Here is a 22,737-nt window from a genome sequence, read left to right on the forward strand (position 1 = left end):
CATTTTTTTCCTCCATAGTTACACTCGATAGAATATAACTATGTTTTTTCAAAAAATCAAGCACTAAATAGTTGGGTATGGCTTTATTTATAGCTACTTATAGCTTGATGTCTGTGTAAATAGTTACATTTTTCGGGAATTGAGGTTATGAACGGGCTTTTGTTAAGTTGCGGATACCCAGCCATTAATCTTCCCGCAAAGAGACAGTTAGAGTTTAATCAGCTGATGCTCGATTTTTATGAAACGAACAATCAAAAACCCATGAATATCTTTATGCGCTCCTGCCTGGATGAAAGAATCATCAATATTATGAAAGAATAATTACCCTGCTCTTTTACCCATGCGAGCCGAAAGTCAGGGAATTTGCATTACCGGATTTTGACCCTGACAGCTTTGTATCCCTAAAAGATGGCCCTGCAAGACAGGGCCGTAAAAAGCCTTCATCTATACCGCCACAAAAAGCCTTCCCGCCTGATCATTTTTCCCTGAAGCTATTCCGGGTCTTTCCGGATGAAACTGCGCATGTCTTCAAGGGAAACGGAGAAGAAAAAACAGGCTCTATGGCTTCCACCGTACGCCGATGGCAGGGCATTGAAACATGCAAGCTTACAGCTGATTGATACGGAGGGTAAGTGGTTTATCCTTTTCTCCTGTCATCCACACAGGATCGGGCCTGCGGCAGGGGTCTTCTCCGGGACCAGCGGCAAGCCAGATTTCTCCCATGGCTTTAAATGCCCTGAAAGCCTTGCTGTCCACATCCACCAGTTTTTTCTCCATTACCAGCATCATCTTGCCCTTGCGTTCTTCCAGATGCATCAGGGCTGCAAGGGGAATGCCCATGGGCTCCCACTGGGAAACATCCTTTTCAAGGTTGCGGATAACGGCCATCTGTCCCGTGGCTCCCCCGGATATCAGGGCAAAAACCGTACGTCCGAGATTATAGGTATAATCGCAGTCAAAGGGGCTTGGGTCGCTTCCCCTGCCATCATAACCATAAAAATGAGGCTGCATGCGGAAATCCGGCTCAGACTTGCGGAAAACCTTTAAAATGGCAGGCGGTACACCGCCATCCTGAAGGAGACCTGCTTTTTCCAGAGCAAGGGTCAGGGTCTTCACGGAGATGATATGCTCTTTAAAAAGAAGGGGGGCCTCTTTTGCATCCTTGTTCCGGAACAGTGCGGAAGTAAAGGTGTCCGGCTTCAGGCCTCCCCTGAGAAGGGTATTTTCATACCATTTTCGATCAATACCTACCTTGTAGATTCCCTTTTCCTTGAGAATTTTAAGATAGTCCTTCACAAGGCCCACAATAATTTTATCCGTTTCCACCTGAGAAAACTGGAAATTTCCGTGGCTGTCCCGCTCCATGAGCAGACCTTCCTTGAAAAAATCGGGAATATCACTGAAAAAATCATGATCCCTCTGATTCCATACGGAGATACACGCCCTTTCCTCTGCTTCACGGGCCAGACGCCTCAGAAAATTCATTTTTTTGTCAAGGTCCGGCAGGTCACTGTGGAAATCCGTATCATGGGTACGGTTGTATTCTGCGATCAAAGTGGAGAGCTTGATAATCAGGGCCTGAATTTCATTGATGAATTCCAGAAGACCTTCGGGAATCACCAGCACCCCGTAATTTTTTCCTGCCGCAGCCCTCTGCACAATGGCATTACAGACAAGGCGGGAAAGATGCCGCAGGGTCATGCCATAGGCCGTATAATCCCTTTCCCCTTTTTTTTCCGCCGCTGCGAGACGTTCTTCATCCAGATAATCCGCAAGCTCTTCGCCGATCAGGGTCAGGGTGGGATGGGTCTGCAAAGCAACTTCCAGGGCAAGATGGCTTGCTACCCGGCCCATGACCTTGCAGATGTGCCAGTATTTCACATCACTGGCCGCATCAGTGCAAAGGTTGGCAATGTCCCTTGAAAAAGCAAGGGCCGCCGTATGAAAACCAAAACTCACACCACAGAGGGGCTGGCCCGAGGCATCGGCAACCTGAATATCTCCGTCAATGGTTTTGGGAACACCAATCACCTGTACGCCGTCTTCCAGAAAATTTTCCGCAAGAAAGGCCGCATTGGTATTGGAATCATCCCCTCCCACAATCACAAGGGCATCAATGCCCAGCTCTTTGCAGGTTTTTCTGGAGAGAATGATCTTTTCTTTGGTATCCACCTTGGTTCTTCCCGTCCGGATCATGGAAAAACCACCGAGATTACGGTGGCTGTCCACCAGCTCCCGGCTCAGGGGCTGATACATTCCTTCTATGATACCTTCCGGCCCCATGAGAAAACCCAGAATGTCACTGTGAGGATTGGCCTCCTTTGCCGCATCAAAAAGTCCTGCAATGACGTTATGCCCACCGGGTGCCGGACCTCCGGAAAACACGATGGCAATTTTTACTTTTTTTCTGTTTTTATCTTCAACTTCCACTGCGTTGACAGGCAGAATACGTTGTACAGGATTCTTTGCGATACCCGGAAGCTGGATCAGAGCCTCCCTGTGAAGATCAAAGGTAAAGGTATCGTCTGCTTCAAGGCGGGTGCAGGCCCCTTTCAGTGCGGGGCAAACAGACGGCGCATAGGCAAGCCGGGCCAAAAGCTCACGGCTTTTATTATTCATCAGTTCTTCCGCATCTGCCTGAAAGCCATCCTCAGGCTTTTTTTCCAATGCCATACCTCGCACACAATCTCCTTTTATCAGTCAAATTAAAAACATTCATGGTTTATCCATCAGACTTCAGCCAGAACAACCCGGTTGCGCCCGCTGTTCTTTGCCTCATAAAGGGCCTTATCCACCCGGGAGAAAAAGACATCATAGCTGGCATCCTTTTCCTGAACCGTGCCGCCCCCCACGCTTACGGTAATCTGCACCTTATCTTCTTTATGATAGAATGCGATGGTCTCCACGGCCATGCGGATTTTTTCCCCCGCCTCCCTTGCCCCTTCAGGCCCGGTCTCCGGCAGAAGAACAATAAATTCCTCTCCACCGAAACGGGCCAGAAAATCACTGGCCCTTAAAACGGGTTTCACCTTGTCTATAATAGCCTTGAGGCACTTATCCCCTACGGCGTGACCATAAACATCATTGACGTTTTTAAAGCGGTCCACATCAAATATAAGAAGGGAAAAAAGGCTGCCATAACGCCGGAACCGGTCCATCTCCTCGGCCACGTGCCTGTCGTAGGCCCTGCGGTTGTAAGCACCCGTGAGGGGATCCCTGAGCAGCTCTTCTTCAAGAATTTTGGATTTTTCATTCACACGGATCATTTCATCCCGCATCTTGAAAAGACCCTGCTGCATGGTTCTGTAACGGGTATCCGCCTCTTCCTTACGTTTTTCGTCCTCGGACTGCTTTCTCGTCAGTACCTGCTGGATGACATTGAGACGGGAAACCACAGCATCTTTGAGTTCCTCAAGGGTTTTGGAGAAACTGGCTTTCTGGTCCAGATCTTCAAGCTGGCCTGCAAGGGTTGCGGAAAACTCCCTGTTGGATGTTGCATCCGCTGTCATCTGTTCCATGAATGCGGAAAGGACCAGTTTTTCCATCTGCTCAAGCCGACCTGCAATTTCACGGATAACCCCGGCAGCGGCTTCCCTTTCATCGTGCATGGCCGCCACATAGTCGGCAACTATGTCAATGATATCCCTTCGGATAATCAAAAAATCATCGAGGCTCCCGGCATCCCTCAGATCTTCATTGATCTTTCGGATACGTTCCACTGAACCCGTATCCAGATTCAGGCGAAGATTGTTTGTAATCTCTTGAAAAGACTCCCTCAAGGTTTCAAAGAGAAGACTGGTATCCTGACGGCTGTCCTTGAAAAAACGGCCAAAAATGCCTTTTTTAGGCTTGCCTTCATCTTCGCAGGCACCCGCAGCACGGAAAGCCGCATCTTTAAGTTCCACAAAGGATTTCTCCAGAATAGCGATTCCGGCATTTTCCCGCACAAGCTTCCGGAAACGGTCACTGGCAGTATTTAACTCGGGAGAACAGACATTTTTCTGCATTTCTGCAAAAAGCAGGAGGGTTCTGCGGTAAAAACGGTCTGCTGTCTGTGATTTTTCTTCTAAGGCGGTATAGTCCTTCAGCAGGGTGTCCTTTTGCTGACGAAGACGCTCATGGCGGGCCTGCAGTTCTTCAAGGCCTTCCTTTTCTGCCGCAACAATTTTTAAAAAGGATTCCGAGGCCAGCAGATTCTGACTGAGCAGCATATCCCTTAAGCCATCGGAGCTTAGGGATATTTTCTTTTCAGCCATTTCCCTGAGGGAAGATATGCAGGCCTTTGAAATCAGCTCTAAAAGTTCCCTGTATTCTCTGTTTTCCATAGGATCTTCTTCTGTTTTGAGGATTAAATCAGGCCAGTGATTTTCCAGTTAGACAGTCTTATCCGAGTTTATAAAAAAATGCCATGAAAAATGGTCGTGCCGATGGCAGCATCAGGTTTGAAAAGTTTCTTCTCCTTCGGGCAGAGATCTGCTAATCTCACTTGCTGTTTTTTATTTGTTTGAAAAAAAATGACAACCACTACATACCCTTAAAGGAAAAACGGACAGCCTATGATTTCCGTAAAAAATATTTTCAAAACCTTCCACGTCCCCCACAAGGTTTATGCCTTAAAAGATGTTTCCTGTGAAATTGCCGAAGGCGAGGTTGTTGTGGTAATCGGTCCTTCCGGCTCCGGCAAAAGTACCTTTCTGCGCTGCCTCAACCAGCTGGAAAAGGCGGATTCCGGACACATCATGATAGATGGCACTGATATCCTTGACCCTGCCACCAACATCAACAAGGTCCGGGAAGAGGTGGGGATGGTCTTCCAGAGTTTCAACCTTTTTCCCCATAAAAGTGTCATGGAAAATATCTGTCTGGCCCAGGAAACGGTTCGGAAAAGACCAAAGGAGGAGGCCCTTAACAGGGCGTACAAACTTCTGGACAAGGTGGGTATCCGGGACAAGGCGGATGTGTATCCGGAGCAGCTTTCCGGCGGTCAGCAGCAGCGCGTGGCCATTGCAAGGGCGCTGGCCATGGACCCTAAAGTCATGCTCTTTGATGAGCCCACATCCGCCCTTGACCCGGAGATGGTGGGAGAAGTGCTGGATGTCATGAAAACCCTTGCCAGAGAAGGCATGACCATGGTGGTGGTCACCCATGAGATGGGATTTGCAAGGGAAGTGGCGGATCGTGTCATCTTCATGGATCTGGGTGAAATTATTGAGGTGGGCACACCTGAACATTTCTTTAAGAATGCACAGAATGAGAGGGCGCGCCTTTTCTTAAGCCAGATTCTTTAATTAAGGATAAGAGATGAGTTTTTCCCTGTTTGGCAAAAAAAAATCAAAAAAAAGCAAAAATTCTGAACCAGCTGTTTCCGAAGACAGTGCTCATGAGCCCGCAGAGCAGGAAGCAGATGAACCTGCAAACAGTGAACCTGAGATGGAGATCCAGCCGGATAGCCCTGATGATTCAGAATCAGAAACTGACGCAGAGAGCCTTCCCGACAAAAAGGAAGAAAGCAGAAGAAGGGCAGAAGATTCCGGGGGATTTTTCAGGCGCCTCAAAATGGGCCTTTCCAAAACCAGAGCCCTTTTAACAACGGATGTGGATGACCTGCTTCTGGGCCGCAAGATTGATGAAAACCTGCTGGAAGAACTGGAAGAAAAGCTGATCACATCGGATCTCGGTGTGGAAACGTCCATGTCCATTGTGGACCGTATCCGGGAAGTCCGGGGGCGCATTCAGACAGGAGAAGACCTGAAAGCCCTGATACGGGAAGAAATTTTAAGGGAGATGGACGAAGAAAATCAGGGTCAGACACAGGAAAGCTTCATGGGTTTTTCTCCGAAGGTCATTCTGGTTACAGGGGTGAACGGTGTGGGTAAAACCACCACCATAGGCAAGATGGCGGCCCTGTATACCCGTCAGGGGAAAAAGGTCATCCTTGCCGCAGGCGATACCTTCCGGGCCGCCGCGTGTGAGCAGCTGGCCATGTGGGCCGAACGCAGCGGCGCCACCCTGATCCGGCATAAAGAGAACTCAGACCCGGCATCCGTGGCCTATGATGCCCTGGATGCGGCCATTGCCCGTAAAGCAGACATTGTCCTTGTGGATACGGCAGGCCGCCTGCATAACAAGGTCAATCTCATGGAGGAGCTTAAAAAAATCCGCCGCACGCTGGATAAGCGCATGCCCGGCGCACCCCATGAAACCCTTCTGGTGCTGGATGCCACCACAGGCCAGAATGCCCTCAAACAGGCAGAAATATTCCATGAAGCCGTGGGACTCACCGGCCTTGTGCTGACCAAGCTGGACGGCACGGCCAGGGGGGGCATTGTGGTTTCCATCCAAAAACAGATGGGCCTCCCTATCCGCTACATCGGAGTGGGCGAAGCCATGGAAGATCTGCAGCCCTTTGATGCAAAAGCTTTTCTGGAGGCCATGTTTTAGAGCCTTTTAACAATCTGTTTTTTTAAAAAAATCATATAAAAAACGCAAACAGGCCTTTTGTGGGTGAAATTGCAATCGTTTCGGATTGCTTCATGAACAAAAGGCCTTTGTGCTTTCAGATCAGGACAATCCGGGCCGGCTGTAACATCTTGGTACTTTTGTCTCAAAAGGTTACACAAAATCCATGGAAAAAGTAACTTTTTAAGACAGACACCCCCTGCCCTGCTTCCCCTTTCCCCATGATGCAGCCCTTTCAAATCTGGCACATAAGTTGCTGTCTGTCCCTGTCGAAGGAGACGGACATGGCTGCACACATTCTCATTGCAGAAGACGAAAATCATACAAGACTGGGGCTTTCTCTGATCCTGCGTAAGGCAGGATACAGGGTTTCCCTTGCGGAAGACGGCCTTACAGCCCTTCGTTTTCTGCGAAGGGCCGCAGATGAAGGCCCTCCTGTGGATCTTTTTCTCACGGACGTGCAGATGCCGGGCCTTACGGGGCTGGAGCTGCTGGATGCCATGAAAAGGGAAGGCCTTCTCATCCCCACCGTTACCATCACCGGATACGGAGACAAGGAGATGGTGGTCAGTCTCATGCGGCGGGGATGTCAGGATTATCTGGATAAACCCTTTACCCCGGAAGATGTACACAGGTGCATTGAAGGCATCCTTGCAAAGCAGGAAGAGAACAGAGACACCCTGCAGAACCGGGATATGGAACGCTTACGTCTGGATCTTGAGTCCCGGCAGCGGGAAATGTCATCGGCAAGGCAGGCCCATGCTGCCCTTACCCGGCCACCGAGACCTTTTCAGAACCTGAAAATCTGCTTTGTTCAGCATGCCTATGCGGAAATGGGGGGAGATTTTCTGGACTTCCGGGAAACGGACCAGCACTGTGATATCCTGCTTGCCGATGTGGCCGGGCATGACATGGGTGCTTCCTACCACACCGTCATGCTGAAAGCCTTTTTTGAAGATCAGCCCTCAAGGAAGGGGGAAAGTCTTTTCAAAGCCCTCAATGCCCACCTGTCCTCTTCCGGTAATGACCGCATGATTACGGCCCTGTTTCTTCGGGTGAACCTCGAAGAAAGCTGCATGGCTATCTGCAATGCAGCCCATCCTTCTCCTGTTCTTCTGGACATGGAATCCGGTAGCTGCCGCACCCTGCAAGCAGCAGGAGACAGCATCGGACTTTGGCCGGATGCAGAATTTCCTGAAAAAAACCATCCCCTTGTTCCGGGAAGCCGCATTCTCATGTTCACGGACGGCGTTTCCCAGGCAAAGCGCATTGACGGACCTACGGGCAGGCGGGAAAGCCTTGGCGAAAAAAGAATCATGGACCTTGCGGTAAAACACCGGAAAAAAGAGCTGGAAGATTTTCTTTCTGCCATTTGGAAGGACATCATGGATTTCTGCCGCAGCAAGCCTTCCGACGACATGCTCATGGTGGCCCTTGAAATTCCGTCAGGCCTGTAGGAGCTATTGTTTTTGTAATTATTCAGCACCGTTTTCCAAGTACCATACCTGCAAGACAGATGCACAGGCCCCGGCTATTTGCCCGTGACGCAATCTTATTCGGGAGCTTCTTCCCCTGTGCGGAAGCGGAAAAAACCCCCCGCCACAGGCAGGATAAGCTTTTTGATTACCATGGCAGGCTTAAGCACGCTGCCTTTGTGGCGGCTCAGACAGTTTGCCGCTTCTTTCGCACAGGCCTGCAAAGCTCTGATCCGAAACGATTGCAATGTCACTTGCAAATAGCCTCGGAGCCTTGCAACACTACGATGCTTCTGTAATTACAGCATTGTCAGTTCAGAATAAACTGTGCTGAACAGTTACTTGTTTTTTTATAATCAGAGAAATTACCTGGCCAAATATTGCGCTGGCCAGCGGGCACCCGTAAAGGGTGCCCCTACAAAACAGGTGCTGCACAATTCATTCTCAGGTGCAGATCCTGTGCCTGCCCTGCCTGCTCCGACTGGTCGTGGGGTGGGTATTGTCGTTAAGGACTTTAATGACTTTAAGGTCATTAAAGGAAGGTAATGACCGTGTATAAAGCGTTTATTTTATAAAAATTTCACAGCAGATTATTTACCCCTTAAGAAAGGATGTGCCATGTTTGCCATCCAGGAAAACGGCAGCGAACTTCATTTTTCCATAGCTTCGGACATGGCCCTTGTGGACCGTTTTGTGGCCCTTGCCAAAGAATTCATGGAGAGACAGGGAACCACCCGTTTTTCGGAAATCATCATTGTACTCCGTGAACTGCTCATCAATGCCGTGGAACACGGAAATACCAAAAACCGTTCCCTTATCGTAGAGGGCACCCTTGAAGCACTGGGGCAGGACCGCTTTTGCATCCGGGTGCAGGATGAGGGCAGGGGCGTGGATGCATCCACCCTCTCCTTTACCATGCCCGAAGATCCTTCCCAGGACCGCAGCCGGGGCTTTGCCCTGATCCATGCCTTTTCCGATGAGGTCCGCTTTTCACAGAGTCCTTCCACCATCACCGCCTGGGTTTCCGTGCCAGCACAGAGCCTCTGCACCCACAGGATGGAAGGAGACTGCGCAAGGATTTTCCCCGGAGGAGATATTACCGCAGCTTCCGCAGAAAACTTAAGACGCCTGCTCCTCAAGGTACTGGATCAGGGAGTTTCCCGTTTCTGTCTGGATCTTTCAGCGACCTCGGATATTGATTCCATCGGACTGAGCCTGCTGATCGCTTTTGCCCGCATTCTTAAGGAAAACTCCAGTGAAGGCAGCCTTGAAATACAGTATGCGGCAGAAAGCCTTGAAACCCTTTTCCGCATGACCCGGCTGGACCGGATGTACACCATTGTCCGGAATCAAAAAGACAAGGATGATTCCCCATGCTGAACGATAAGGCCATTCTCGATGAATTTGTAGTGGAAGCCCGGGAGCACCTTGCAAAGGTGGAAGAAGATATTCTGGGCATGGAAGGCCAGGATACGGAAAATACGGCGGAGCTTGTCAGCAGGCTTTTCAGGGCCGTGCATTCCATCAAGGGAAGTGCCGGATTTCTGGGCCTCAGCGCCATCGGTTCCCTGACCCATGCCATGGAAGCCCTGCTCTCCATGGTGCGTTCAGGAGATATTTCTGTGGACAGCATCCTGACCGATGCCCTGCTTGCGGGCGTTGATCATGTGCAGACCCTGCTGGATGATGTGGATAACAGCAATGAAGTGGACATCTCCGCCATACAGAAAAGGCTGGACAGCCTTCTGGAAGAACGCCTTCCGGATCAGGCAAAAAAGGACAGAAAAACCCCTGCCCTGCTGCACACGGGAGAAAACCTTCTTCCCTTTCCCGTTTCCGCCTATACCCTGAACCGCATTGATAAGGCCCAGCACCTCTACCTGCTGCGCTATGACCTTGCGGCCATGGAAAAGGAGGGAAAGCGGCCCATGGAAATCATCGCCGGTCTTCTTTCCGCAGGGGAAATTGTGGAGGCGGAGCTTTCCCTCGAAGCCTTTGACCTGCGCCAGTCCCTGCCCAGAGGCCCCTTAAGCTATCAGGTTCTCTATGCCACCATCCTTGAAGAAGATCTTGTTCCCATGATCAGCGGGCTTGCCGATGATGCCATTCAGCCCGTATCCAGAGAGCAGGCCTGCGCCCTCTGCCGGGAAGACGCAGGGATACCTGAAAAGGCTCCCCTTCCGGCAGCGGGAGACCCCCTCACCCTTCCCCCCGCTGCCAGAGCTCAGGAAAAGGTGGAAAAGCCACAGAAAAAAACGCAGAAGGAAGAGACCACTTCTGCCGGATCTGCTGGAGATAAAATTAACGGCAAGGGGGGCAGCATCCGCATCCGTCTGGATATTCTGGATGAGCTGATGACCCTTGCCGGAGAACTGGTACTGGTCCGCAACCAGCACCTTCTGGCAGCGGACCATACGGGAAATCTTGCCCAGAGACTGGATGGCGTCACCACAGAGCTGCAGCAGACCATCATGCGTACCCGCATGCAGCCCATCGGCAATGTTTTTTCCAAGCTCCCCCGCATGGTAAGGGACCTTTCCCACAAGCTTGAAAAAAATATCGAGCTTGAGATGGAGGGGCAGGACGTGGAGCTGGACAAAACCATCCTTGAAGCCCTTGCCGATCCCCTCACCCATCTCATCCGCAATGCCTGTGACCATGGCATTGAATCCCCGGCAGACCGCATGGCTTCCGGAAAACCGGAAACCGGACATATCCGTGTGACGGCCCGCCATGAGGCCGGACAGATTGTCCTTGTTCTCAGCGATGACGGCAAGGGCATGGATACGGAAAAAATCCGTAAAAAGGCTCTGGATCTGGGACTGAAAAAAGAGTCCGAACTCTCCCTGATGACGGACAGTGAAATCTGTCAGCTCACCATGCTTTCGGGTTTTTCCACCGCAGACAGGGTCTCAGAGGTTTCAGGCCGGGGCGTTGGCATGGATGTGGTCAAAACATCCATCGAAGCGCTGGGCGGTTCCCTTCAGCTTTCTTCGGTGCAGGGTCAGGGGTCAAGGTTCCGCATTGCCCTGCCCCTGACACTTGCCATTATTCCCTGCCTCACGGTGCGGGTGAATGGGGAGCGCTTTGCCATTCCCCAGGTGAATCTGGATGAGCTGGTCTGCCTCTATGACGAGGAGATCAAAGGCCGCATTTCCTGCGTGGGCTCCCATGAGGTCTGCCGTCTGAGGGAAACCCTTTTGCCCATGGTACGCATGGCAGAGGTGCTGAAAAGACCGGAACCTTTTACGGAAAAAATACAGGCTGCCATTGCAAGAACCCCCAGAAATGCTGAAAAAAGCAGCCTCACCTTTGCCGTGGTCAAGGTGGGCAGCCACCGTTTCGGCCTTGAGGTGGATGAGGTCATCGGTACGGAAGAAATTGTTGTCAAGCCCATGCATCCGGCCCTGAAATCCATCCCCGTCTATTCCGGTGCCACCATCATGGGAGACGGCGATGTGGCCCTGATTCTGGACATTGACGGCATTGCCCGGCATACGGGAGTGCCCCTGGCCGCAGGCAGCGAAGAGGGGCCAGAAAAAAGCATCAGCACCCAGCCTGTCCTTCTCACCGCATCCGGCCCCCACGAACAGTTTGCCATGGCCCTGCAACTGGTGAGGCGGGTGGAAAAAATAGCGGCAAAGGACATTGAGCGCATGGGCCAGAGGGAATTCATCACCCTTGATGAAACCCCCACCCGGATCATCCGGCTGGAGAATCTTCTGCCCGTATCTGCCTGTCCCGAAAGTGACACCTATCATCTGCTCTTACCCAAATTTTCTGAAAAACCCTTTGGGATTCTTTTCTCTGAAATCAGGGATATTGTGGATATTCCACTGGATCTTGCCACCAAAAGCGTTCCGGGAAAAGGTATCCTCGGTGCAGCCGTTATCCGGGACAGGCTTTCCCTTTTCCTTGATCCCTTCCAGCTCATTGAATCGGCGGAGCCCGAATGGTTCGGCGACAGAATCAGGGCGCAGGAAAAAAAGCAGCAGCGCATTCTCATGGCCGAAGATACGGTCTTTTTTACCCAGCTTGTGCGAAATTACCTGACTTCGGACGGGTATCAGGTAGATACCGCAGCCAACGGAAAGGAAGCCCTGAAAAAGCTGAAGGAAGAAAGTTATGACCTTCTGGTCAGCGACCTTGAAATGCCGGAGATGGACGGATGGGAGCTGATACGGCAGGTGCGCAGGGACCCGGATATCGGGGGAACAAAGGCCATTGCCCTCACGGCCCTTGCCACGGAAGCGGACCGCACCCGTACACTGAATGCGGGGTTTGATGCCTTTGAGGTGAAAATTGACAGGGAAACCCTGCGCAGGCGTATCCGCAGCATGCTTGAACAGGATATCTTTACGCAAAGGAAAACCGCATGAACCAGCACACGGCAGATCACCGTCAGATCTGTACCTTTATCATCGAAGGAGAGCACTACGGGCTGGATATTCTCGATGTCAAGGAAGTCCATGCCGGAAACCGCTTCACCCCCATCCACCATGCACCGGAAACGGTGAAAGGATATGTGAACATCCGCGGCCAGATTCATCTGATTGTGGACCTTAAGGTGCTTCTGGGCCATCCTCCCACCCCGGAAAGGGAAAGTACCCGGATTCTTCTCTTCAAACCCGGAGCCGGAGAAGCCTTTGGCGTTCTGGTGGATGCCATCGGAGATGTCTGCCCGGCTCCGGACAGCCTCATTGCGCCCATGGACAGCCAGACAGCTTCCTCCGGTCCCGGCATTCTGCGCCATCTGGCCACGGGAATTCTTAAAAACAGCAGTCATCTGGTGACCCTGCTTTCCGCAAAAAGCATCCTGCAGCATCTGTCACCATCGTCTTCAGATAAAATACCCGGCAATACCGGAACATTAAAATAATCCAACACGGTTGATGAAAAAGCCGTATGACAAAACTGTAAAGCAGCCCGAAGGAGTGCAGCGTGAAACTCAAAGATCTTGGAATTGCAAAAAAACTGGGGATAGGTTTTGGCATTGTCTGTCTGGCCCTTCTGCTTCTCGGAGGTGCCAGCATGCGGGGCATGGTCACCATCGGCAGTGACATGACACACCTTGGCAGCTACACCCTGCCCGTGGCCAATGAAATCGCAAACCTTGAAAACTCCACTCTGGCCGCCATTATGGCCATGCAGAATTTTATCATGAACGGCAATGCTGATTACCTTAGCGAAGGCCGCAGGCAGCTTACCCTTTCCCATACCCATCTGGACAGGCTGGCGGAACTCCACGGGCAATATGCCCAGGCCAACACTCAGGCCAATGAAAAGGGCAGGGCCGCCCTTCACAGCTTTTCCGAAAGCATCGACTTGAGTGAAAGGCAGATTCAGGAGAATATCCGGAATGAAAAAGTCTTTGACCAGTCCGGCGAGAGTACCCTTGAGACCTTTGTAAGCCTCCTTCATCGCTATGAGGCACTGCAGGCTGAAGCCATGGAAGCCATGGCCCTTGGCAATGAAATGAAATACCTCATGGCCATGATGCGCCTTGCCCTCACGGCCAGTGCCCTCTTTGACAGTGAAGACAGCTTAAAGAAAATGGACCGCCACAACAGCCGCATGGCAGACATTGCAAAGAATCTGGCGGAAAAGGAAGCAAATCCTGCGCTTAAAAAGGAACTTGAAGGTCTTATTCAGATCTCTGCCCGGTACAGGGAAACGGCAGATGCATGGTTATCAGCTTTCCGTAAGAATCCTGCGCAGGCCAGAAGCGGGGATCTGGCAAGGCAGCTCAGGGATCAGGGGAATATCATTACCAACCATGTGGAAACCTTCCTTTTACACAAAACCAGTGACGTGGAGAGGATCCTCAGAAATAATGACTTCATTGAAAGTCTCACCCGTCAGGTGGCCCATATGCGCATCCTTGAAAAAACCTATGTTCTGGATCGCAATGAAAACAACAGAGACCGCTGGCTGGCCCACTATGCAGACATCAGCAAAAAACTGGAGCAGGCAGCAGGGAGTGCCACAGATGAGGAAAGCATAAGAATACTGGGCCAGATTGGCACCCATCTGCAGCAGTACCGCCAGAATGCTTCCGTCTGGGTCAACAACCGCCTTGTCCTTGAAAACGAAACCCTGCCCGAACTTCAGAGACGCGGTCATGTTCTTGCCCAGCTCTGCAGTCAGGCTTCGGAAAATGCATGGCAGCAGTTCCACATGGCATCGGACAACACGCTGGGTATTGTTAAACGAGCCACATGGGGACTTTCCATCGTGGCCCTCCTTGGCCTTGCCTTTGCCATGGCCGCAGGCTTTACCATTTCAAAAAGCATCAGCAGGCCGGTACAGCGCCTTGTGAAAACCGCTGAAGCCCTTGCACGGGGCGATATGACGTCCAAAAGCCGCATCCACCAGAAGGATGAGATCGGTCAGCTCGCCCATGCCGTTGATACTTCCATGGAACAGCTTTGTGGGGTGGTACGGGATGTGAAGGGCAACGCCGATACCCTTGCAGGCGCATCCGAAGAACTTTCCACGGTTTCCCATCAGCTGGCCTCGGGCTCCGAAGAGGTCACCACCCAGGCCACCAACGTGGCAGGAGCCACGGAACAGATGAGTACCAACATCAGCACAATGGCTTCCGCCACCGAGGAAATGAGTGTTAACATTCAGGGTATTTCCAGCACCGCAGAGCAGATGAGCAGCAACATGAAAGCCGTCACCCTTTCCATGGAAGAATCCAGTGCAGGGATTTATAAGATAGCCGAAAATGCGGAAACCAATACGGCCATAGCGGAAAAAGCCATGGGCCTTGCGGGTTCTGCCACGGAAACCATGAATCTCTTAGGGAATGCGGCCAAGGAAATTGGAGACGTAACAGAAGTCATCAAACGCATTGCGGAGCAGACCAACCTCCTGGCCCTGAACGCCACCATTGAGGCAGCCAGTGCAGGAGATGCAGGCCGGGGCTTTGCCGTTGTGGCCAGTGAAATCAAGGCCCTTGCCAGCCAGAGTGCCCATGCTGCGGAAAACATTGCCGCCAGAATCCGGGGTGTTCAGGATACCACCGGAGAAGCCGTGAAGGGCATTGCCGATGTTTCAGGCATCATTGCCGATATTACAAAACGGACCAATGACACCACGGAAGCGGTAAAGAATCAGACCCGCATTGCAGAAACCATTGCCAGCAACATCGCCGAAGCCACCGCAGGCATCCAGCACATTGCAACGGGCATTGCCGAGGTGGCTCAGGGTGCCAATGACATGAGCCGCAATGCCGGTGAGGCAGCCCAGGCAGCCAGAGACATTGCCGCCAACATTCAGGGCGTGAGTGCCGCAGCCCAGCAGTCCAGTGCAGCGGCCAGTCAGGTAAATGCCTCCGCTGTGGATCTCAGTAAGCTTGCAGGAGAACTGCGGCGGCATATGGAAGGTTTTAAAACCGACTGATGCTCTTTTTTGGATAACGACCCTGTCGGGCAGGTGCAAAGGCTCAGCCTTGCACCTGCCTGCGGGTACCCGTAAGGGATGCCCTTACGACGGAGTGTCTGGATCTTTTTTTGTTTACCCTGAGGGCATCCCCGCTTATACTCCCCAAAAGAAGCTACTTTTCTTACCCGACTCCCACGGAGCCTTTACATGCCCTCTCCCATCACCGTTCTCATTGTGGACGACTCTCGCATTTTCCGGAATGCTCTAGCCTTAAGCCTTTCTGAGGAAAAGGACATCAAGGTTCTGGGGTCCGTAAGAAACGGTAGAAAAGCCCTTGAGTTTCTGGAAAAAACTCCCGTTGACATCATCACTCTGGATCTGGACATGCCGGAAATGGATGGCCTTTCCACCCTGAAAGCCGTCCGCAGCCTGAAAGCCCCTGCACCGGGTGTTCTTGTCATCAGCGGGCATGCGGGCAGTGCCGAGGATCTCAGGAGGGAAAGCCTTGCTGCCGGGGCCTTTGCCTATATCCCCAAACCCGTGGCTGTGGCAGGAGAGCTTCCTTTGGAGCGGCTGAAAAATGCCGTGGCTCCCAGAATCCGATCCTATGTCAAGCGGGGCATCCCTTCTCCCCTTCCCCCTGAATGTCTTCCCTGCCCCGATGCATCCAGAAGCAAAAAAAATCAGACAGAAGTTATCCTCATCGGTGTTTCCACAGGCGGCCCCAAGGCCCTGCATGTTCTGCTGCCAAAGCTCTGCCGGAACGCATCCCTTCCCGTACTGGTGGTGCAGCACATGCCCCCGGATTTTACCCTCTCCCTTGCGGAAAGTCTCAATGCCCAGTGCAGCCACAGGGTTGTGGAAGCGGAAGACGGCATGGAAGTCCTCCCGGAAACCGTGTACATTGCCCCCGGCGGGCGGCATATGCTGGTGAGAAAATCCGGATCAAAAATTAAAATAGTGCTGAATGACGGACCAGCTGAAAAGGGCTGCCGCCCTTCGGTGGACATTCTCTTCCGTTCTGCGGCCGCAGTCTGGGAACACCGGGTTCTGGCTCTGGTTCTCACGGGCATGGGAAGGGACGGTACCCAGGGGGCTGCCAGCCTGAAACGTGCGGGAGCCACCATTTTTGTTCAGGATGAAAAAAGCAGTGTGGTCTGGGGAATGCCCGGCAGTGTGGTGGCAGCGGGCCTTTCCGATGCCATTTTCCCCATTGAAACCATGGCAAGGGCCGTTCATCAATACCTTACATCCTGTTCCGGAGCCTGAAAAACATGGAATTGTCCCAGACCGCCTTTGAGCAGCTTCGCACATGGATCCATGAAGCCTGTGGAATCTATCTGCATACGGGCAAGGAATATCTTGTGCAACAGCGCCTTGGCGCCATGGTGAAGGAAGAGGGATGCAGGGATTTTCCTTCCTTTTTCCAGAAACTCAGAAACAGCAGAGATCCCCTGTTAAAAAACCGTGTCATTGATGCCATGACCACCAATGAAACCTACTTTTTCAGGGATCAGCATCCCTTTGATACCTTTTACAACACCCTTCTGCCCGCCATGGCCCTCAAAAAAAAGGCTGGTATCAAATCAAAATTCCGCATCTGGAGTGCGGGATCTTCCACGGGTCAGGAAGCCTACAGCCTTGCCATGCTGATCCATGAATTCTGTACCCGCACCAACCATGGCCTGTCACCGAATCATTTTGAAATCCTCGGCACGGATATCTCGGAGCCGGTCCTTGAAAAAGCAAAAAAAGGGATCTACTCCGACCTTGAAATCAGCCGGGGGCTCTCTCCGGAGCGGCGGAGTAAATATTTTACAAAAATCAGCGAAAACCGCTGGCAGCTCAGTGAATCCATCCGAGGGCCCGTCCGTTTTCAGGCCCTTAACTTCATAGAAAATTTTCCAAACTTAGGTGCCTTTGATCTGATTTTATGCCGCAATGTGCTCATTTATTTTGATGAAGCCACCAAACGCCGTATTTTTACTCATTTTGCCAGCATACTGGAAGCCGATGGTCACCTCATCCTTGGCGGCAGTGAAAATATCTATGGAATCAGCACAGCTTTCAGAAGCAAAAAAGAAGGCATGACCCTTCTTTATGAAAAAATGAATGGATCGGGACTCCAGACAGCCCTGCCATCCGCCGTGAGCAGATTTTATTCTTCTGCATGAAAATAAAAAGCCAGTGAGTAACTTCAGGCATTTTATATGGCAAGACCTAAAATACAGCATGGGTCGCTGGAAAAGTAGAAGCGGCTTCCAGCCGCTTTAAAGAATGCGCCAGGATGGCGCATCTACAAAAAGAAACTGCTTCTGATTAATTTTACAAGTTACTTTATGACAAAACGCCGCAACACAGAGTGAGTTGCTTCAGATAAAAACCGGATACAATTATGCCTCCCCACACACCTTTGAAAACAGAAATCCTGAAGCTTCGGGAAGAGCTTGCCCGAACAGAAAAAAAGCTTGAGGAAGAGCGTATTCAGCGAAGGCGGCTGGAAGCAGGCCTGCGCTTCACCGACCTTGTGAGTACAGCCCTGCTGGATACCATCAGCGACGCCCTTCTGCTGATCCGGCCCGATGCCCGTATCCTGCGTATCAATCAGGCCATGCGAAGATGGTACAATATCCCCGAAGAAAACGAGGCCGAAGGTCAGATTCTCTGGGATCTTCTGTCAAAGGAACAGCGCAGCAAGAGGGAAAAACATCTCACCTCCGTACTGGCCACAGGCAGCCCCCTGCACTATGAAGACCAGAGTGGTTCCATGCACATGGCCCTTTCCATATGGCCGGTTTTTGATGCGGAAAAAAAAATCACCGCACTTTTTGTGCTTGGAAGGGACATCACCAGTCAGAAGGAAGCAGAAGCCAAAGCCAGAAACCAGCAGGAGCAGCTGATTCAGGCAGCCAAAATGGTGGCTCTGGGTACGCTGGTATCGGGTGTGGCCCATGAAATCAATAACCCCACCAACTTCATCATGCTCAATCTTCCCCTGATCGAAGATTCATGGGAGTCCGCCCGGCCCATCCTGCAGGCATACCATGAAAGCAGAGGGGACTTTGATCTGGGGGGGCTTCCCTATTCGGAAATGAAGGATTATCTGCCGGAGCTTTTTGAAGGTATCCGTGACGGGGGCCGCCGTATCCGCAATATCGTGGAAGATCTGAAAAACTTTGCCCGGCAGGACAGCCCGGATCTTTCCCGTAAAGTGCATATCAACGAAGTTGTACGCACGGGCATCAGCCTTCTGGGAACCCTGATCCGCAAAAATGCCCCCCGTTTCCGTGTGCGCTACGGAGAAGACATGCCATTCATCCGGGGCAATCCCCAGAAACTGGAACAGGTCATCATCAACCTCATCCAGAATGCCTGTCAGTCCCTGACGGACAGGGATCAGGCCATCCGGGTCCATACCCTCTATGATTCTTCTACAAGGGAAATCCGTGTGGAAATCAAAGATGAAGGCAGGGGTATTCCGGAGCATATCCTTCCCCATATTCAGGATCCCTTTTACACCACCCGCAGGGATCAGGGCGGCACTGGCCTTGGCCTTTCCATTTCCGCAAGCATTGTCCGTGAACACGGCGGGCGTTTGGAAATCAGCAGCGAAGAAGGAAAAGGCTCGGTTTTTACCCTCTGCCTTCCCCTCCAGCCACCGGCCATGCGGAAAAAAATCCTTGTGGTGGATGATGAAAAGGGTATCCGTACCCTGCTTGCGGACATGCTCAGGGAAAATGCCCTCTTTGATGTGCATGAGGCGGATTCCGGCATGGCCGCCTGCCTCAAGCTGGGTTCCCTGAAACCGGATCTTCTGGTACTGGACCTGAACATGCCGGACATGAATGGCGTTGAAGTATGCGAATGGGTCCGGACGGAGCCGGATCTGAAAGATCTTAAAATCATTATCGTTACAGGCTACGGTGCCGCTTCCGCCATTGCAGAACTTGAAAAATTAGATGTGCCCGATGTGCTGGCCAAACCCGTATCCATGCAGGATCTTGAAAAGGCTGCCATCAGGCTCCTCAGGCTTTCCGGGGGGGATCAGCCATGAGCATGGAGAACATCTCAGTTCTTGTGGTGGAGGATGAAACCCACAGCCGCAACACCTACCGCATTCTTCTCCGGCAGGCCGGATTTGAAAGCATCCACCTGCTGGACAGGGGAGACGCTGTACTCCCCTTTCTTAAAAAGAATAAGGTCGCCTGCATTCTTCTGGACCTCAACCTGCCGGGAACCAATGGTGAAGCCCTGCTGCCCCTTATCCATGAAGAGTATCCCCATATCCCTGTCCTTGTTCTGACGGGAGCCCATTTTGTGGAAACGGCTGTCCGGTGTATGCAAAGGGGGGCCTTTGATTTCATGACCAAGCCCGTGGAAAGGGAAAGGCTTTTGGTGGGGGTGCGCAAAGCCCTTGAAGTCCGGGATCTGGCGGATACGGCACGGCGCTTTCAGGGCGGAAAAAGCCAGAAACTGAAGCATCCTGAACTCTTCAGCCCCATCCTCACCCACAGCCCTGCCATGGAAAGTCTCTTTCATTATATGGAAGCCGTGGCACCTTCTTCCCTGCCCGTACTCATCACCGGAGAAACGGGAACGGGAAAAGAGCTGATCGCACGGGTTTTACACAGGCTTTCAGGAAGGACAGGTGATTTTGTAGCCTGTAATATTGCAGGGCTGGACGAAACCCTGATTTCAGATACTCTTTTTGGCCATGAACGGGGGGCCTTTACCCATGCGGAAAAAAAACGCGAAGGCCTTGTGGCCCGGGCCAAAAACGGAACCCTTTTTCTGGATGAAATCGGAGAAATGTCCCCACAGACCCAGGTGAAACTTCTGCGCTTTCTTCAGGAAGGGGATTATCTTCCCGTTGGTGCGGATACCCCCAGACGCTCTTCCGCCCGTATCCTTGCCGCCACCAACCGGCATCCCGAAGCCATGAAAGAAGGAAAGGATTTCCGTAAAGATCTCTTTTACCGCCTTGCTCCCCACAGTATCCATCTGCCCCCTTTGGGGGAAAGGCCGGAAGACATCCCTCTGCTTTTGGAGCATTTTACAAAACAGGCGGCCATGGACCTGAATCTGCCTGTTCCAAAAATAGAAAAAAATCTTGTTCAGGCACTTCAGAAGCATGATTTCCCCGGAAACATCAGGGAATTTCAGGGCCGGGTCCATGATGCTGTGGGAAAAAGCCGGGGTATGTCCCTTTGCCATAAACATTTTCATCTTCCGGAAACCCTGACAGCAAAATCCAAAAAAGACGATGGTTTCAAGCCTGACCATGCCTTTCTTCCCTTAGACCCCTTCCCCTCTCTGGCAGATGCAGAAGCGGCCCTTATCCTTGAAGCCCTTCACAGGGAAAGGGGCAATCAGACCCGTGCTGCGGAATTGCTGGGCATTTCAAGGCAGACCCTGAACAGAAAACTGCGGCAGGATAAAAAATCTCCCCATGGATAAAGGAATTTCTGATTACCACTCCCTTTCAACCATAGGAACTTTGAGCCATGGAAATGAAATGACCAGATTTTACGCTTGTTGGCGGGCACCCGTAAAGGGTGCCCCTACAAAACAGGGGCCGTAAAAAGCATTCGTAGGGGCAGGCCTTGCGCCTGCCCGTATGAAAACTCTCGCCATGGATCTGACAACAATCTGACCAGCAGGCTATGGCTGAATCAGGGTAGTAATCAAAAAGGGATTTGCCACGGGGGGAGATAAAAGGCTGGCAAGGGGCTTTTACGGCTGCAAGCTCATGGAAGAAGTTCCCAGGCAAAATCTCTGATATTTCTTTCTTCGGCGGAAAAGACCATACCCACCAGATAGATTTTTTTTCCTTGGGCCCTGTATTTTTCATGATACCCCTTGTCCTTGATCTGCTGCAGGGCGGCGGCTGCATTTTTTCTCTGTGAATCCATTTTGAACTCAATAATATACACCTTATCATCGGTGCGCAGGCTTAAGTCCATGCTGCCCCTGTTTGTTCTGTCTTCTGGGGTGACATCAACTCCCATGGATGCAAAATAGCTGTAAAAAACAGAGGCATAATGGCCTTCGCAGGCCTCCATGGTATTTTTTCTGTACCAGTCATGGGGAATGGCGGCTAAAAGGGCATGGAAATACCTGTGCAGAACATCCGGCTCCCCCTTAAGAATGCTTTCATACAAAGGCAGTCTTGCGGATTCCCGCTGATGCAGGTCATCAATGAAATAGGCAAGGAGAGAGTCGTTCAGGGCGGATTTTACCTCCATATTGGGATACCCAAGGGTGTACTGGGTCAGTGCACCGATCTGCCGCATTCCCCGGATGGTAAGGTAGCCCGTCTGAAAAAGCAGGGCTTCCGGGCTGATGCGCTCGATGTCAAAGCTGTCCAGAATGGTTCCTGTGGCCTGCACCTCCTCCATTTCAAAGGAACGGAAATTGTTTTTTTTAAGTATCTGAATCAAAAATGTGGGCGTGCCCGTCTCAAACCAGTAGTTTCGTATCTGGCGGCTCTGGAGGGCATTGAGGATGGCAAAGGGATTGTACACCTTTTCCCCCAACCATGCATAGCCATTGTACCACTGCCGGATGGCATCCGTATCAAGGCCCTGAAGCCTGTCTTCAAAAACGCTGTGCAGCTCCCTTTCCGTATATCCGCAAAGGGTGGCGTAAGCTTCATTCAGGGTAATATCCTGCAGGTGATTGAGACCGCTGAAAAGGGAAACCTTGGAAAACTTACTCACGCCCGTTATGAAAACAAACTTCAGGTGGGCATCCGCATCCTTGAGAACGGAATAGAAGTTTTTCAGTTCCTCCCGGATGCTGACGGCAAGTTCTGTATCATCAATGCGGTCCAGAATGGGCTTGTCGTACTCATCAATGAGCACCACCACCTTTTTGCCAGTTTTCCGGGCAATTTTGACAATGGCTTCCATGAAACGGCCATCCACGGACTTTTTTTCATAGTCAATCCCATGCTCATTGCGGATATCAAGGAGAAAGGATTCAATCTTGACCTGAAGCTCCCCAAGGCTGCGGATGACACCGGAACCAAAGCTGATATGGATAACAGGGCTGGCATTGTCCCAGTCCCAGTTATGCTCAAGGTAAAGGCCTTTGAAAAGGTCCTTTCTGCCAGCAAAGGCCTGATGCAGGGTATCCAGAAAGAGGCTTTTTCCAAACCGGCGGGGTCTTGAAAGAAAATAGTATTTACCCTCGGACGCAAGTTTTTCGATAAAAGCCGTTTTATCCACATAGTAGTGGGATTCGGACTGCATGGCTTCAAAACTCTGGATACCTATGGGCAGTTTTTTCATGGTGCTTTCCTTTAAAAAAACGTTACTGTTCAGCACGGTTTTCCAAGTACCATACCTGCAAGACAGATGCACAGGCCCCAGGCTATTTGCCCGTGACGCAATCCGGCACTCAAGCTAAAAAA

At 51.5% G+C, this 22,737-nt stretch carries 14 protein-coding genes; 11 read left to right on the plus strand and 3 right to left on the minus strand.

The window, feature by feature from the left end; translation table 11 throughout:
• Positions 1 to 606: 606 nt before the first annotated feature.
• Positions 607 to 2,673 carry a 6-phosphofructokinase gene (locus tag LZ24_RS15075; RefSeq protein WP_144686556.1) on the minus strand — a complete coding sequence of 689 codons (2,067 nt, stop codon included), beginning with the start codon at positions 2,671 to 2,673 and terminating at the stop codon, positions 607 to 609.
• Between the two features lie 56 nt (positions 2,674 to 2,729).
• Positions 2,730 to 4,325, minus strand: a complete 1,596-nt coding sequence (locus LZ24_RS15080; protein ID WP_144686557.1) for a GGDEF domain-containing protein — start codon at positions 4,323 to 4,325, stop codon at positions 2,730 to 2,732.
• Positions 4,326 to 4,556: 231 nt separating this feature from the next.
• On the opposite strand from LZ24_RS15080, the gene LZ24_RS15085 reads away from it, so the two are divergent.
• From LZ24_RS15085 to LZ24_RS15135, 11 genes are all read left to right on the plus strand, one after another.
• Complete coding sequence (locus tag LZ24_RS15085; RefSeq protein WP_144686558.1) at positions 4,557 to 5,288, plus strand: amino acid ABC transporter ATP-binding protein; 732 nt, start codon at positions 4,557 to 4,559, stop codon at positions 5,286 to 5,288.
• A gap of 13 nt (positions 5,289 to 5,301) precedes the next feature.
• Positions 5,302 to 6,441 (plus strand): signal recognition particle-docking protein FtsY, encoded by a 1,140-nt coding sequence (gene ftsY, locus LZ24_RS15090; RefSeq protein WP_144686559.1) that lies wholly within the window; start codon positions 5,302 to 5,304, stop codon positions 6,439 to 6,441.
• A 302-nt stretch (positions 6,442 to 6,743) separates the two neighbouring features.
• Positions 6,744 to 7,916, plus strand: a complete 1,173-nt coding sequence (locus LZ24_RS15095) for a PP2C family protein-serine/threonine phosphatase (RefSeq protein WP_186443189.1) — start codon at positions 6,744 to 6,746, stop codon at positions 7,914 to 7,916.
• A 636-nt stretch (positions 7,917 to 8,552) separates the two neighbouring features.
• On the plus strand, positions 8,553 to 9,314 hold the full coding sequence (locus LZ24_RS15100) for an ATP-binding protein (protein WP_144686561.1): 762 nt from the start codon (positions 8,553 to 8,555) through the stop codon (positions 9,312 to 9,314).
• Entirely contained in the window at positions 9,308 to 12,313 is a 3,006-nt protein-coding gene (locus LZ24_RS15105) for a hybrid sensor histidine kinase/response regulator (RefSeq protein ID WP_144686562.1), read from the plus strand. The genes LZ24_RS15100 and LZ24_RS15105 overlap by 7 nt, the downstream gene beginning before the upstream one ends.
• Complete coding sequence (locus tag LZ24_RS15110) at positions 12,310 to 12,813, plus strand: chemotaxis protein CheW (protein WP_144686563.1); 504 nt, start codon at positions 12,310 to 12,312, stop codon at positions 12,811 to 12,813. Before LZ24_RS15105 ends, LZ24_RS15110 begins: the two co-directional genes overlap by 4 nt.
• Before the next feature lie 62 nt (positions 12,814 to 12,875).
• A complete protein-coding gene (locus LZ24_RS15115; protein ID WP_144686564.1) occupies positions 12,876 to 15,341 on the plus strand; it encodes a methyl-accepting chemotaxis protein in 2,466 nt (821 codons plus the stop codon).
• A gap of 189 nt (positions 15,342 to 15,530) precedes the next feature.
• Positions 15,531 to 16,592 carry a chemotaxis-specific protein-glutamate methyltransferase CheB gene (gene cheB, locus LZ24_RS15120; RefSeq protein WP_144686565.1) on the plus strand — a complete coding sequence of 354 codons (1,062 nt, stop codon included), beginning with the start codon at positions 15,531 to 15,533 and terminating at the stop codon, positions 16,590 to 16,592.
• Between the two features lie 5 nt (positions 16,593 to 16,597).
• Positions 16,598 to 17,497, plus strand: a complete 900-nt coding sequence (locus tag LZ24_RS15125; protein WP_144686566.1) for a CheR family methyltransferase — start codon at positions 16,598 to 16,600, stop codon at positions 17,495 to 17,497.
• 221 nt (positions 17,498 to 17,718) lie between these two features.
• Positions 17,719 to 19,377: a hybrid sensor histidine kinase/response regulator gene (locus LZ24_RS15130; protein WP_144686567.1), complete on the plus strand. Its 1,659-nt coding sequence runs from the start codon at positions 17,719 to 17,721 to the stop codon at positions 19,375 to 19,377.
• Positions 19,374 to 20,780, plus strand: a complete 1,407-nt coding sequence (locus LZ24_RS15135) for a sigma-54-dependent transcriptional regulator (protein ID WP_144686568.1) — start codon at positions 19,374 to 19,376, stop codon at positions 20,778 to 20,780. The genes LZ24_RS15130 and LZ24_RS15135 overlap by 4 nt, the downstream gene beginning before the upstream one ends.
• A 290-nt stretch (positions 20,781 to 21,070) precedes the next feature.
• Here LZ24_RS15135 and LZ24_RS15140 read toward each other — a convergent pair whose 3' ends face one another.
• The gene (locus tag LZ24_RS15140) at positions 21,071 to 22,615 is read right to left on the minus strand and encodes an ATP-binding protein (RefSeq protein ID WP_144686569.1); all 1,545 of its coding nucleotides are present in this window, start codon (positions 22,613 to 22,615) and stop codon (positions 21,071 to 21,073) included.
• Positions 22,616 to 22,737: the final 122 nt, after the last annotated feature.

This window comes from Desulfobotulus alkaliphilus, from assembly GCF_007830435.1.
GTDB classification, from domain to species: domain Bacteria; phylum Desulfobacterota; class Desulfobacteria; order Desulfobacterales; family ASO4-4; genus Desulfobotulus; species Desulfobotulus alkaliphilus.

Excerpts from the sequence above, each read along its gene's own strand:
- LZ24_RS15100 (WP_144686561.1), top strand. The coding sequence starts at position 8,553 with ATGTTTGCCATCCAGGAAAACGGCAGCGAACTTCATTTTTCCATAGCT.
- LZ24_RS15140 (WP_144686569.1), bottom strand. The coding sequence starts at position 22,615 with ATGAAAAAACTGCCCATAGGTATCCAGAGTTTTGAAGCCATGCAGTCC.
- LZ24_RS15105 (WP_144686562.1), top strand. The coding sequence starts at position 9,308 with ATGCTGAACGATAAGGCCATTCTCGATGAATTTGTAGTGGAAGCCCGG.
- LZ24_RS15125 (WP_144686566.1), top strand. The coding sequence starts at position 16,598 with ATGGAATTGTCCCAGACCGCCTTTGAGCAGCTTCGCACATGGATCCAT.
- LZ24_RS15095 (WP_186443189.1), top strand. The coding sequence starts at position 6,744 with ATGGCTGCACACATTCTCATTGCAGAAGACGAAAATCATACAAGACTG.
- LZ24_RS15085 (WP_144686558.1), top strand. The coding sequence starts at position 4,557 with ATGATTTCCGTAAAAAATATTTTCAAAACCTTCCACGTCCCCCACAAG.
- LZ24_RS15130 (WP_144686567.1), top strand. The coding sequence starts at position 17,719 with ATGCCTCCCCACACACCTTTGAAAACAGAAATCCTGAAGCTTCGGGAA.
- LZ24_RS15135 (WP_144686568.1), top strand. The coding sequence starts at position 19,374 with ATGAGCATGGAGAACATCTCAGTTCTTGTGGTGGAGGATGAAACCCAC.
- LZ24_RS15110 (WP_144686563.1), top strand. The coding sequence starts at position 12,310 with ATGAACCAGCACACGGCAGATCACCGTCAGATCTGTACCTTTATCATC.
- LZ24_RS15075 (WP_144686556.1), bottom strand. The coding sequence starts at position 2,673 with ATGGCATTGGAAAAAAAGCCTGAGGATGGCTTTCAGGCAGATGCGGAA.
- cheB (WP_144686565.1), top strand. The coding sequence starts at position 15,531 with ATGCCCTCTCCCATCACCGTTCTCATTGTGGACGACTCTCGCATTTTC.
- LZ24_RS15080 (WP_144686557.1), bottom strand. The coding sequence starts at position 4,325 with ATGGAAAACAGAGAATACAGGGAACTTTTAGAGCTGATTTCAAAGGCC.
- ftsY (WP_144686559.1), top strand. The coding sequence starts at position 5,302 with ATGAGTTTTTCCCTGTTTGGCAAAAAAAAATCAAAAAAAAGCAAAAAT.